Source organism: Lacticaseibacillus nasuensis JCM 17158 (genome assembly GCF_001434705.1).
GTDB lineage: Bacteria > Bacillota > Bacilli > Lactobacillales > Lactobacillaceae > Lacticaseibacillus > Lacticaseibacillus nasuensis.
On the sequence record NZ_AZDJ01000030.1, the window covers coordinates 332,617 to 344,953 of the forward strand.

Consider the following 12,337-nt stretch of genomic DNA (forward strand, 5'->3'; position numbering starts at 1 on the left):
TACTTCGGGAACATCGGCAGTGTAACCCGCAACGGCTGGCGTGGCCACGGCAGCATAGTTGCCGTTAATCCAGTCGCTGTAGCTGACCACTTGGCCGGTCACGTTATCGACCGTCGCCGTGCGAGTGGAAGTTGCGGTTTGCGTCACATCTGCAGTCGGCTTGTAGTTGTCCGCGTATTGATAATGAATGGTTTGCGTGTAGTTCTGGGTCAAATCACTCGGTTTCACCGCGGTGGCATCTTGGTCGGCAGAACCAATCACCGTGGTCCCGTGCTTAAGGTGAATCTCGATTGGGTCAGCCCCAGTAGCCGTAAAGTGCACGCTACCCGTCGCACTGTTGCTAGCCGCCAAAACGTACCCGGCCGGAATCTGGCTGGTGACGTCATACGGCGACGTCCCATCCGTCACGCCGGCGACATTGATGGGATTGCCAACTGGCTGCTTAGCTGCATCGTCATCGATAAACTGCACCGTCGTGGACTGTGAATTTGGTGTGTAGGTGACCTTCGTTTCAGCATTGGCGTCGACATTTTTTGCCTCCGGTACTTCGGCGACATCAGGCGTGTAGCCTGGAATCTTTGGTGCCTTCACGGCAGCAAAGTCACCATTCGTCCAGTCGCTGTAACTCAGGCGCTTCCCGGTGATGGCATCGACGGTCGCGGTGCGCGTGGATGGTGCCGTCTGCACCTTGTCATCGGCGGCCTTGGCCCCGTTCACATAGACAAAATGAACGGTTTGCGTGAAGGCGCGATTCAAGTCAGCCTGAGTGGCCTCGTCGGTATACGGGCCGGTGGCTGGGATCACCCGGGTGCCATGCTTCAGGTGGATCACGATCGGCGCCGGGTCAGTGGTGGTGAAGTGAATCGTGCCGCTTGCACTTTGGCCGTCAGCTAAGACGTACCCAGCCGGAATCGAGGAGGTTACGTCATAGGTGGCCGGAACATTCGAGACGCCTCGCTTCGTGTACCCACCCTTAACCGTCTGCCCGTTGGCATCATCGTCGACAAAATTAATCTGCTGAAGTCGTACGCTTGGCGAGTACTTCACCGTGACCTCGGTAGGGTCATTTTGCTTGGCGAGCGTGACCGTCTTCTGGTCTGGGTCGTAGCCGACAATATCCGTCGGCGACGCGGTGGTTGCAGGGGCAACGGTGACCCAGGGATTATAGGTGACAGCTCCTGTGGCCAAATCGACGGACTTGACATCCCGATAAACGGTAATGGATTGCGTTGCGTCCGGTGCGGCGGTGGTCCCATCAGAATAGCGATAATGAATCGTTTGGGTCACCGTTTGGTTCATCGCCGACTGACTCAGCTTGTCCCCAACGGATTCTGGAAATGGGGTATTATATGCCGGAACGGCGATGTCCCCCGCCTGCTTCGGATCGGTGTGCGTAACCTTCGCCGTCAAATCGCTCACGCCAACGATGTATGTGTAAGTCTTGCCAGCCTCATAACTGCTTGGAGCGGCTGGCGCACCAGTCGCGTAGGTGTAACCTTTTGTCCGTAGTTGCGCAATGACGGCATTATAATCAATCGGAAACTTCCCCGTGTACCCTGCCGGCACAGTTTTGGTCTGCGTGTAGTCCGTCAGAATCCCCGATGGTGCACGGAACTGCACCACAATTGTCGCCTGATCGGTCGCCGTCTCGCTGGTCGTGATGGTCGGCGCGGCACCGGCAGCAGCGTTCGCCGGCGCAATCGCGCCAGTTTGCAAACTAATGGCAAACGCGCCAAAGATGCCAAGCGCGACCCATAGCTTACGTTTCTTATACAGTTTAACCCGACGTACTGGTTCTGAATGCTTTCCACGCATGTTGAATCCCCCTTTTGGTGCTCTTTTTTCACGCCTTTATATTACCACCTTTTTCCTTTATATATAGATAAACTTCAATTTAGCTACTAAAAATTTTTATTTGGTTTTGGCGCCTAAGAACAATAAAAGCGTCAGTTTACGCTGGCGCTTGACGACCAATACGCTGACTGGCGGTTCCAAAGGATAAAGCAGAACGCAGCCAGAGTATTTGTTAATCAAATTTTTCATAAAGCGCGTCAATTCGACATTCATGCGTCACCCAGCGCTTGATCAGGCTGAACTCACCTAATCGCTCAGCTTGCCCTCTGAGTGTTGTTGCTCCAAACTCCGCAACTCCGCTTCCGTTGTCACCATATGGTCGTCAAAGTGATCTAACTTCCAGTGCAAATGGTCAATGGCTGCCTGGAGGTCGTCGCGCTTCTCCTCCATGATGGCAACTTGTTCAGCCAATAGCGCGCGTTGTTCCGTCAGATTATTTTCCTGCGCATCGAACAAGTGAATGTAACGCTGCAAGGCTTCAATACTCATCCCCGCGCTACGCATCAGCTTGGCAAAGTTGATCCGCCGAATGATTCGATCGTCAATTTCGCGCACGCCGGCCGCCGAGCGATCAATGCTGGGAATCAGTCCCTCTTTTTCGTAGTAGCGAATCGTTGCCGCGGGGACTCCCGTGCGGGTACTGGCTTCTTTGATGTTCATCGAACTGGCTCCTTTCTGCTTTAATTTCTAGTTTAATTATCGCTCAGTTCACTGTTGTTAGCGAACCAGCCAATCAGTTATTCTGGCCGATTGATGCCGATGCTTTCCTGACTATAACGTCGCGCATCGGTCAGGGTGGCAACCGCCAATTTGGCGATCGCACGGCGGGAAACATCGTGGCCACCAAACGGTTCGCCTTCACGCGTGATCTCATAATCATCACTGCCATTGTCGAACCAGCCAGGCCGAATCACAGTGTAATTGAGGCCCGACGCCACAACGATATCCGCTGCGTCTCGGTATGGTCGCAACAGCGGGTTATACGTCAGGTTGCCCTGGACCCCAACTTGGGCGGGAATTTCATTATATATGCCCATCGAAGAGATAAACACCAGCCGCGACACCCCTGCCACAGTCATCGCGCCGACAATACTGCGCGCCATCGCCGCTATGTTACCACTGAGGGCGGCAAAAACGGCATCCACACCAGCCAGGGCTTTGACTAATGGCGCTTGGTCCAACACGTTGATGCTCTTTGCCTGTTCTCTGGTAGGGTCAATGGTCAGGCTGCTTGCGTGGCGAGAAACCAGCACCAGTTCGGCATCAGTATTCACAAGTAATGCTTGCCGGGTCACCTGGCCCAACGAACCTGTGGCGCCAATCAACATGATTTTCATCAGATTACCTCCTCGAGTTGCGTAAAATGTTCAGCGTTGCCAGCAACGCGATGAGCATGAAGCCTGCCATCAGCACCGCTGCGTGGTCATAACTCACCGCCGCTTTAGTGAAGCCGCTGGTCAACGCCACGATCACGGACAAGCCAAACGACCCACCGATTTGGTGTGCGGTATTGACCACCCCAGAAGCCGCGCCTGCAATGGCGGGATCGGTGTGAGCGACTCCAGCCACGGTCAACGGGCTCAAACTCAGGCCCTGGCCAATTCCGATGACAACCATCGGCACCGCTAGCGCCCAGAAGTAGCCGCCGTGAATACCAACCACAGCGCCTGAAGCCAGCCCCACAAGCGTGATGACAACCCCTGTCACCAATAATTGATTGTTCGTGAACCGGTTATTGAGCCGAGCCAACACAGTCGCAGAGATAAACTGCGGAATCGTTTCAGGCAAAAAGCCCAGCGCCGCCAGTAGTGGCGTGTACCCGTAGACGTGTTGCATCGCCTGAGGCACCAGGAAAAAGTATGAGATCATGGCGCCAAGGTAGAAGAAGCGCGCGATGTAGGCGCTGCTTCGCTCGTTATCGGCAAACAACCGCAGTGGCATCAACGGGTTCTTGGTCCGCGACTCTGCCCAGACAAATAATCCGAGAAAAACGACCGCGATAATGCTGGCCAACAAGCGGCCATATGCCCCGTTGATGCTATAAATCAATCCCGCAAAGCCGATAACCGACGTGATGGCGCCAACCCAATCGAGCCGCCCGCCTTGCCCGTTAACCCGCGGCACCACTTTTAGCGTCAATATCAGCAGGATAATCCCTACCGGCACATTCAGCAGAAAACCATCACGCCATGAGAAGTAGCTGGCAATCAAACCACCAATCACCAGGCCGAAGCTCGCACCGATGCCTGCGGTGGCCCCGTAAGACGCGATCGCACGGGTGCGCATGCTTCCGGTATAGTTGTCCATCAATAATGCCAGCGTGGTGGGTGCCAGAATCGCCGAACCCACCCCTTGCAGTGCACGCATGCCAATGATCATGGGGCCGCTTTGTGCCAGTCCCACAAGCAAGGACCCAATCGTGAATATGGTCAGGCCACTGATAAACACCCGCCTGCGGCCAATGATGTCTCCCGCGCGACCCCCGAGCATCAGCAACCCGCCAAACGTCAGCGCGTAGGCGTTCGTCACCCAAGCCAGATTTTGCGCATCCATGTGCAAGTCTGCGGCGATTTTAACCGTGCTGGTAAACACGATGGAATTATCTAAAAGGATCATTAAGTAACTGATCAGGATGATTGGTAACACCAATCCGAATTTATGGTTTTGCATGACAGCCTCCAAGCTAAGTTTCATGTAAACGCCGATATGACGGCATTTTGTTCAATCGATGAACCTAGCTTAAGCCTTAAAGTGCACTCTAAGGCAAGGCCCTTTTGCAAATAAAAACAACTTTTTTCACCGTAGCGAAAAAAGTTGTTGAGGTTGGGTTATTCGCTCACAATCAGCAGAGACTTAATCGCGGTCCGCTGATCCATCGCCGCATACGCGTCTTGGATGTGATCAAGATCAAAGCGCTTGGTAAAGACCTTTCCGGGATGAATCTCACCGTTCAAAACCGCCTGCAACAAGCCGCCACGATCATGCGTGGTCACCGCAGCGATGCCACCGCGCAAGCCGATATTGCGCCAGAATAAGTCGTTCGTATTCATCTCTGGCTTTTGCGGAATACCGACCCGGCCGACAATCGCCCCTGGCCGGCCGACCTGCACGGCCGTGGCCACGGATTGTTCGTTACCGACGCATTCCAGCACGGCATCAGCCCCCGAGCCATTGGTGAGGGCCATGACTTTCGCCACTGCCTCATCGCCCCGTTCCGGCACGATATCAGTAGCCCCAAATTCGCGGGCGACCGCCTGCCGGTCCTCGTGGCGACTCATCGCAATGATCCGTTTGGCCCCGAGTAGCTTGGCAGACAAGACCCCGCTCAAGCCCACGGCGCCATCCCCCATGACGACCACGGTATCGCCGCGATGCACCTCGGCGGACTTGGCGGCATGATACCCAGTCGCCATGACATCTGCTAGCGCCAGCAAGTCATTGAGTTGCTCATCCGTGTAGTCGCTAGGCTGACCAGGCACCTTGACCAGCGCCCAGTTCGCATTTTCATAGCGCAGGTATTCGGCTTGATAGCCAACTGGGCTTCCTTGATGCTTGAACGTGAGGCAGTCACCGTCAAAACCGGCAAGGCACGCCGCACAGTGACCGCAACCATGAGTGAACGGGACGATGACGAAATCACCGGGCTCCACGTCGGTCACCGCGTCACCGACACTTTCAACCACGCCGATGGCCTCGTGCCCAACCGGCTCGTTGGCGGGCCGCTTGGCAATGCCGCGGTACCACCACAGGTCGGACCCACATACGCAGGCACGCACGATGCGAATCACCGCATCCGTTGGGAATTCCACCTTTGGCTTGGGTAATTCGCGCGTTACCATCTTTCCTGGTTCAACGAAAATTGCTGCTTTCATTGTCTTCCTCCTTCGAGTGTTGGCAATAGTTGCCCTAACATCACCTGATGTCGTCACAATACACCTTAAAGTGGGCTTTAAGGCAAGTCCTTCTATTAAAGTTGCGCACTACCGCGATCATTCCAGCAAAAAAAGCGATTGAACGGAAAACCGTCCAATCGCTTCTGTCGCTGCCATCGCCAAGATTAACGCTTGGAGAACTGGCTAGCCTTACGGGCCTTCTTCAGACCGTACTTCTTCCGTTCCTTCATCCGTGGGTCACGGGTGAGCATGCCGGCGCGCTTAAGCGGGCCGCGGAAGTCTGGATCAACACTCAACAACGCCCGGGAAATGCCGTGACGGGTCGCACCGGTTTGACCGGTGAAGCCGCCGCCATTGACGTTGACCAATGCGTCGTAGCTGCCCTTGGTTTCAGTGATATCGAAGGGCTGAGTCATATCGAGAATCAGATTTTCGTATGGCAGGTAATCATGAACGTCTTTGCCGTTCATGATGATCTTGCCAGTCCCAGGAACCAAGCGGACCCGGGCAACAGAGTTTTTGCGACGACCAGTGCCGCTGTAAGATACTTGAGCCACAGTTGTTTCCTCCCTAGATTAAGTTCTTGATGTCGAGTACTTGCGGTTGCTGTGCAGTATGTGGGTGTTCCTCCCCAGCGTACACATGCAGCTTCATGAATTGTTGCTTGCCAAGCGTGTTCTTGTTCGGCAGCATCTTCTTCACCGCGTATTCAACCAAGCGGGCTGGGTTGTCTCGCAACAAGTCGCCAGCCACTTCATGCTTCAAACCACCTGGGTGTTGGCTGTGGTGATAGTAAATCTTATCAGAGGCTTTCTTGCCCGTTAACTTCAACTTGCCGGCATTGATGACGATGACATGATCACCGACATCGACGCTAGGGGTATAAGTTGGCTTGTTCTTGCCACGCAGGATGCTGGCAACTGTCGATGCCAACCGGCCAAGACTGATGTCAGTCGCGTCGATGAGCACCCAGTTACGTTCGATCTCGCCTGGTTTTGCCAAAAATGTAGTACGCACGATTTGTTTCCTCCATTGTGTTCAGTGAGAGTTTGACACGTTAAGTTTCCGGGGCTTATCGTGGGGCAAACAATACCAGCTACTAACATAGCAAAATCCGGCGGCGAAGTCAATCATCGCCGCCGGATTTCTTACTTGCAGTCGCCGTCACCCTAACCGCGGCACAACAACACACCAAGGACGCCTCTGGGTGGCCCCTCAGCGTCCTTGGCGTGATTGCCTGCGGGTTGCCCCGCAGCGGGTGGACGAGCCCAAGGCCGGTGCCACCTGTCGCCATTACTGGCGATGCGCTCAGTTACGGTGCCCAAGTTGCCTCGGGACTTCAGCGTTGCGCTGGACCTGGCGTTGCCGCCTGCCGCGAGTTCTCACTGTTGGCCGTGCCTTCTCCCCCTGGTGTGCCCCAGTTTTAGGGCCGTAAGCTTCGGCTGTGGAGGGCCACTAGCCCGGTGCGGGCGTTACCCGTACCAGTAGGCAACTAGTCGTCTTACCGCGGGAATGCAGTGGCCCTACGTATGACCCCACCCAACGATACATTGACTTGTCTGACATCATGTTAGCATGACAGCGTTTTTCTCGTCAACAATTTAGTCGCAGCCAACAGGCGTTCGCCTTACAGCGCCACTTTATTGTTGTCCACCGTGGCGAAGTACCGCGCCTGGTTCGCGTATGTTGTTGAGGACACGGTCCGCGTTGCACTCGTGTTGATGTAGCCGGCCCAGGCCGCGGCCGTATACAGCGAATAATAAGTACTGCCATTATAGTGGTAGTAAATCCGCTTGGCCGCAAAGAGTGGGTGATTACCGCTACCATTCATCGTGTAGCCGCGGTTGAACGCAAAGCTTTGCCACTGCGTATAGCGGCTGGCCGTCACCTGCACGTACCGGTTCGTGGCGACACCGATGCCTTGCGCACTGGTCGTTTTCGCCCCGGTAGCGCTAAGGTAGCCGAACCACCGGCCGGAATGATCATACATTGAATTGTACCAGCTACCATTGAAATGGTGATACTGGGCCTTCACCAGGTAGGTCCGGGCGTAATAGTTCTTGGCCCAATGGCGGACACTGTGAAAGCCGAAGTTATTCCAAATCGGATAGGCTCGCGTCAAGCTGACGTAGTGATGCGCGCCGATTGCCACCCCTTGTTTGCTAGTGGTCACCTTCACGGCACGGGCATTCACATAGCCTAGCCAGTGACCATAGCGATTGTACAAGGACAAATATTGCGACCGCCCGTGACGATACCGCGCCTTAACGCGCAAGGTTTGGTGATAATAGTTCGTCGTGTTCGTCTTGCGGTGGTTAAACCGTAGACTGGACCACATCACGTAGCCCTTCTTGGTCACAGTGGCGTAACGCGAATAACTTTGCGCATGGACCGCCGCCGGTTTCGGGGCGGCAAAGGCCAGCGTAAAGCCGAGTGCCATCGCCCCCACGACGACACCCCATTGATGCTTAATGTGCATTAACTTATTTCTCCCTAATATTTAGAATAATATCTATTAAAAACTTTATACTAGGAGAATACAAGTAACCCGACTAGTCGAGGGGCTGCCCCATCGTCTCGCGACCCAAGGCCAGCACGGCGACAACGGCAATCAACACAGCCGCCGTAAAAATTCCGAAGATCATGCCGAAGCTCACCTTGGCGGCAATCAGGCTACCCACCAACAGCGGTCCGACGATGCCACCGACGCGACCGACACCGGCAGCCAAGCCGGACCCGCTGCTGCGAATCACGCTCGGATATTGTTCGGGTGAATAGGCATACAGTGCTCCCCAGGCGCCGAGGTTGAAGAAGGACAGCAACATCCCCGCCGTCAGCAGCAACGGCAAACTAGTCGCCAGCCCAAACCCGAGCGCCGCCACCGCCGTCCCGGTTAAAAACGTCGCAAGGACCGGTTTGCGGCCCCATTTTTCAATGAGCCACGCGCTGACAAAATACCCCGGCAACTGCGCGAGGGTCATGACCAACACGTAGCCAAACGAGTTGATCAAGGAAAAGCCCTTCAGCACCATCACGCTCGGCAACCACAGAAACATGCCATAGTAAGAGAAGACCACCATGAACCACACGATCCATAACATCAACGTGGCGCGGAGGTACTGCCCGTGCCACAAGGCCATGAGCGTTGGCCAAAACCGTGGCTTGCGCTGATGCTGGCGGGCCAAAAACAATGGCGACTCCTTGACGCCTTCGCGGAAGTACAAGGCATAAATCGCAGTAAGGCCTGTCAAGACCATTGCGACGCGCCAACCCCAAGTGGGGATGACAAAGTACGAAATCACCGCGGCGGCGAGCCAGCCCGCCGCCCAGAAGCTTTCCAACAACACCACGGAGCGGCCTCGGTGCGCGACCCCGACGCTTTCAGACACCAGCGTCGACGCCACAGGCAACTCACCGCCTAGCCCCATGCCAATCAACAGCCGCAGCACCATGAACATGGCGTAACCGGTGGCTAGCGCCGACAAGGCAGAGCCAATCGAAAAAATCAGTAGCGTCACGATCAACACCGTTTTGCGGCCAATGCGGTCGGCCAACATGCCAAAGAGCACGGCGCCGATGGCCATGCCGATGCTCCCGATGCTACCAATCCACCCCATTTGCACCGGCGATAACGCCCATTCCTCGTGCACCGCAGCGATGACGAAGGACAACATCCCCACGTCCATCGCATCGAATAACCACGCCACCCCAACGCCGGTGATCAGCCGCGCATGCGCCAACAACCCCGGTTGTTTTGTCGATTCCATCTTGACGTCCTCCTCCACGCCAGGTGTCAAGACACCCAGCAACATGGGCTTAATTTTCCCCTTCTTCGGGTGTCTTGTCAATGAAAGCGAGCGGCGGAAAATTTGCCACTAATCCTGCTGAGGAGTGACCTGTTACCTTGTATTTAACCCACGTTTTCCGTATGATGATAAAGCATTAGAATAATTCATTGGAGGAATATCAAATGAACACACCTGAGGAAATCAAGCACTGGAACTGGGGTGCCTTTATGTTCAACTGGATCTGGGGGATTGGGAACAAGTCTTACCTGCCATTATTATGTCTCATCCCAGTCTTCAACCTGGTCTGGATCTTCTTCTGTGGCGCCAAGGGGAACGAATGGGCCTGGGAAAAAGGCGACTACAAGGATGTCGAAACCTTCATGGCCGTGCAAAAAACTTGGAACCGCGCCGGCCTCGTGCAATTCATCATCTTCTGCTCGGTGATCGCCATTTACATCATCTTCTTCGTCGTTATCGGCGCCGCCATCTTTGGCGCCGTGCGATCCGGCTACAGCAACTAACTTTTCACCTTACAGCAACCGGGCGTGACTGCAGTCACGCCCGGTTTTTTTGCTATTGGCGATTGGCCTCGGCAACGGCGGCCATGGCCGCCGCGTTGACCCAGTTCACCGGCTGGTCGAAGTTCGGCTGGAAAAAGAAATCCACCATCGCCAAAGTATCGATGGTCATTTGCGTTTGGATGGCCATGGACAAGACGTTGGCCGACATCGAAACATCGTGTTGACTGTACACCGCGCCGCCCAGCACGCGTCGCGTTGCCGGATCCCAGGTTAGGCTCACCTGCACCGGGGTCGTCGTTGGCATAAAGTCCGGCCGGTAATCCTGCTCGATGGTGACGGTGGCCACGCTCACCCCGCGGGCGGCCGCCCCTGCGGCCGTGAGCCCACTGGCCGCGATGCAATGACCAAAGAGTTCAACGGCACTGGTGGCTTGGGTCCCGAGGTAAGCCTGCGTCGGCGTCACGATGTTTTGGCCAACCAATAATCCTTGCCGCACGGCGTTGGTCGCCAGCGGAATGTAATCGGCCTGACCGGTGGGGTTGTAATGCACTGCCGCGCTGTCGCCGGCAACAAAAATTGCCGGGTCGCTGCTTTGCATGTAGTCGTTAGCCAAAATTGCCCCGTTCGGCAACATGTCGACTTGGCCTTGCAACAATTCGGTGTGCGGCCGAAAGCCGATGGCCAACACCGCCATGTCTGCGGTGTAGCTGCCTTGATCGGTGGTCACGGTCAGCTGCTCGGCGGTTTCCGCAAAGCCGGTGACCGTTTCGCCCAGCGCCAAGGTGGCCCCATGCTCACGGTATAGCGTCTCGACGCGGTCGGTGATTGGCGCGTCGAAGTTTTTCGCCAATACCCGCGGCAGCGCATCGATCAATGTCACCTGCCGGCCGGCTAAAGCGTATTGTTCCGCGAGTTCTGCGCCGATGTACCCAGCACCGATGACAATCACCGACCCGGCTGGTGGGTTGGCCTGCAGGCGCTTCGCGTCATCCCAACTCTTACACAGATACAACCGCTTGCTGTCAATGCCGGGCAGTGCCGGCACGATGGGCGCCGACCCCGGCGTGAACACCAGCTTGTCGTAGCGGTCGGCAAAGGTGGCACCGGTCGTGAGGTTACGCACTTGCACCGTCTTGGTGGCCGCGTCGATGGCGGTCACGGTGTGGCGCATCTTCATCGTGGCGCCAAGCTTGGTTAGCGCTTCGGGGCTGGAATAAAACATCTTCTCGGGCGCGGCAACGTGGCCGCCCACCCACAAGGCGATGCCGCAAGACAGGAAGGACAAGGTGTCATTCGTCTCGTAAACCGTCACCGCGGCATCAGGATAATTGGTCAGGATCTGCTGGGTGGCAAAGGTGCCGGCGTGGGTGGCGCCTACAACAATAATCTTCATCTTTTCGTCTCCATTCTTGATAGCGGTTTCACAAGCTCAGCATATCATGAATGGTTGTGCGCGTCTAGTTTGTGGACAATTTTCCTCCACAAAAAAACAGGGTGCGTCATTGCGCCCCTGTTACTCATCATCTTCTGGATAATAAACGGTTTTTAGATACAGGCCGCTCGCCGGTGCCGTGCCGCGGGCCTGCTGGCGGTCCTTGACGGCAAACAGCCGAAGAAAATCGTGTTCCGGCCGGCGCCCGTTGCCGATTTCTAGCAAGGTCGCGACAAGGATGCGCACCATGTTGTACAAGAAGCCGTTACCGTAAAATTCAAAGCGCAACTCGTGATTGGCGGCGTCCTCCGTGACGGTCGCTTCGTAAATCGTCCGCACCTTATCCGTAATCACCCCGCCGCTGGCCGCAAAACTGGTGAAGTCATGCGTCCCGACCAAATCCGCCAGGGCCACGCGAATGCGGGCCACGTCAAGCCGGTACGGATAGTGCCCGGTGTACAGCCGCTTAAAGGGATCGGTGTACTTGCCTAGCGCCACGCGGTACAAGTACCGCTTGCCGCGCGCCGAATAGCGCGCGTGAAACGAATCGGCGACGATGGCGACATCTAGAATCTCGATGTCCAGCGGCATCAGCGAGTTCAGCGCCGCCAACATGCTGGCCGGCGCCAAGCGGCCGGGATACGCAAAGGAAATCACCTGGCCTAACGCGTGCACGCCAGAGTCGGTGCGACCGGAGCCGTCGATATGAAAGGTTGGCTGCTTCGTCATTTTCGCCAAGGCAGCTTGAATCACGCCTTGCACGGTGCGCTGGTGCGGCTGCACCTGATAGCCGGCAAAATTCGTGCCATCATAGGCCAAGGTGACTTTGTATTGCGTCATGAGACTCCT

12 protein-coding genes are annotated in these 12,337 nt (G+C 55.9%); 1 reads left to right on the forward strand and 11 read right to left on the reverse strand.

The annotated features are described in order from the left end of the window. The 9 genes from FD02_RS08905 to FD02_RS08945 form a co-directional block, all read right to left on the reverse strand. A partial coding sequence (locus FD02_RS08905; protein WP_202812902.1) for a mucin-binding protein occupies positions 1-1,815 on the reverse strand: 1,815 nt, incomplete at its 3' end. A 285-nt stretch (positions 1,816-2,100) separates the two neighbouring features. Next, a complete protein-coding gene (locus tag FD02_RS08910) occupies positions 2,101-2,514 on the reverse strand; it encodes a MerR family transcriptional regulator (RefSeq protein ID WP_054722514.1) in 414 nt (137 codons plus the stop codon). Positions 2,515-2,591: 77 nt separating this feature from the next. Beyond that, complete coding sequence (locus FD02_RS08915; RefSeq protein WP_156408285.1) at positions 2,592-3,194, reverse strand: NAD(P)H-binding protein; 603 nt, start codon at positions 3,192-3,194, stop codon at positions 2,592-2,594. Between the two features lies 1 nt (position 3,195). Further along, positions 3,196-4,524, reverse strand: a complete 1,329-nt coding sequence (locus tag FD02_RS08920) for an MFS transporter (protein ID WP_054722510.1) — start codon at positions 4,522-4,524, stop codon at positions 3,196-3,198. Positions 4,525-4,682: 158 nt separating this feature from the next. After that, positions 4,683-5,726 carry a zinc-dependent alcohol dehydrogenase family protein gene (locus tag FD02_RS08925; RefSeq protein ID WP_056951841.1) on the reverse strand — a complete coding sequence of 348 codons (1,044 nt, stop codon included), beginning with the start codon at positions 5,724-5,726 and terminating at the stop codon, positions 4,683-4,685. A gap of 185 nt (positions 5,727-5,911) precedes the next feature. After that, positions 5,912-6,304: a 30S ribosomal protein S9 gene (rpsI, locus tag FD02_RS08930; protein WP_054722508.1), complete on the reverse strand. Its 393-nt coding sequence runs from the start codon at positions 6,302-6,304 to the stop codon at positions 5,912-5,914. A 13-nt stretch (positions 6,305-6,317) separates the two neighbouring features. Then, entirely contained in the window at positions 6,318-6,764 is a 447-nt protein-coding gene (gene rplM, locus FD02_RS08935; RefSeq protein WP_054722506.1) for a 50S ribosomal protein L13, read from the reverse strand. Positions 6,765-7,374: 610 nt separating this feature from the next. After that, positions 7,375-8,226: a hypothetical protein gene (locus tag FD02_RS08940; RefSeq protein WP_054722504.1), complete on the reverse strand. Its 852-nt coding sequence runs from the start codon at positions 8,224-8,226 to the stop codon at positions 7,375-7,377. 73 nt (positions 8,227-8,299) lie between these two features. Beyond that, positions 8,300-9,514 carry an MFS transporter gene (locus FD02_RS08945; RefSeq protein WP_056951842.1) on the reverse strand — a complete coding sequence of 405 codons (1,215 nt, stop codon included), beginning with the start codon at positions 9,512-9,514 and terminating at the stop codon, positions 8,300-8,302. A gap of 188 nt (positions 9,515-9,702) precedes the next feature. On the opposite strand from FD02_RS08945, the gene FD02_RS08950 reads away from it, so the two are divergent. Then, the gene (locus tag FD02_RS08950) at positions 9,703-10,056 is read left to right on the forward strand and encodes a ribonuclease G (protein WP_082603368.1); all 354 of its coding nucleotides are present in this window, start codon (positions 9,703-9,705) and stop codon (positions 10,054-10,056) included. A 52-nt stretch (positions 10,057-10,108) separates the two neighbouring features. Here the strand turns inward: FD02_RS08950 and FD02_RS08955 are convergent, their stop codons facing one another. Together FD02_RS08955 and truA are read right to left on the reverse strand one after the other, a co-directional pair. Beyond that, on the reverse strand, positions 10,109-11,449 hold the full coding sequence (locus FD02_RS08955; protein ID WP_054722502.1) for an FAD-dependent oxidoreductase: 1,341 nt from the start codon (positions 11,447-11,449) through the stop codon (positions 10,109-10,111). Between the two features lie 120 nt (positions 11,450-11,569). Continuing rightward, a complete protein-coding gene (gene truA, locus FD02_RS08960; RefSeq protein WP_054722500.1) occupies positions 11,570-12,328 on the reverse strand; it encodes a tRNA pseudouridine(38-40) synthase TruA in 759 nt (252 codons plus the stop codon). Between the last annotated feature and the right edge of the window lie 9 nt (positions 12,329-12,337).

Excerpts from the sequence above, each read along its gene's own strand:
- FD02_RS08955 (WP_054722502.1), bottom strand. The coding sequence starts at position 11,449 with ATGAAGATTATTGTTGTAGGCGCCACCCACGCCGGCACCTTTGCCACC.
- FD02_RS08940 (WP_054722504.1), bottom strand. The coding sequence starts at position 8,226 with ATGCACATTAAGCATCAATGGGGTGTCGTCGTGGGGGCGATGGCACTC.
- FD02_RS08925 (WP_056951841.1), bottom strand. The coding sequence starts at position 5,726 with ATGAAAGCAGCAATTTTCGTTGAACCAGGAAAGATGGTAACGCGCGAA.
- truA (WP_054722500.1), bottom strand. The coding sequence starts at position 12,328 with ATGACGCAATACAAAGTCACCTTGGCCTATGATGGCACGAATTTTGCC.
- FD02_RS08920 (WP_054722510.1), bottom strand. The coding sequence starts at position 4,524 with ATGCAAAACCATAAATTCGGATTGGTGTTACCAATCATCCTGATCAGT.
- FD02_RS08945 (WP_056951842.1), bottom strand. The coding sequence starts at position 9,514 with ATGGAATCGACAAAACAACCGGGGTTGTTGGCGCATGCGCGGCTGATC.
- FD02_RS08910 (WP_054722514.1), bottom strand. The coding sequence starts at position 2,514 with ATGAACATCAAAGAAGCCAGTACCCGCACGGGAGTCCCCGCGGCAACG.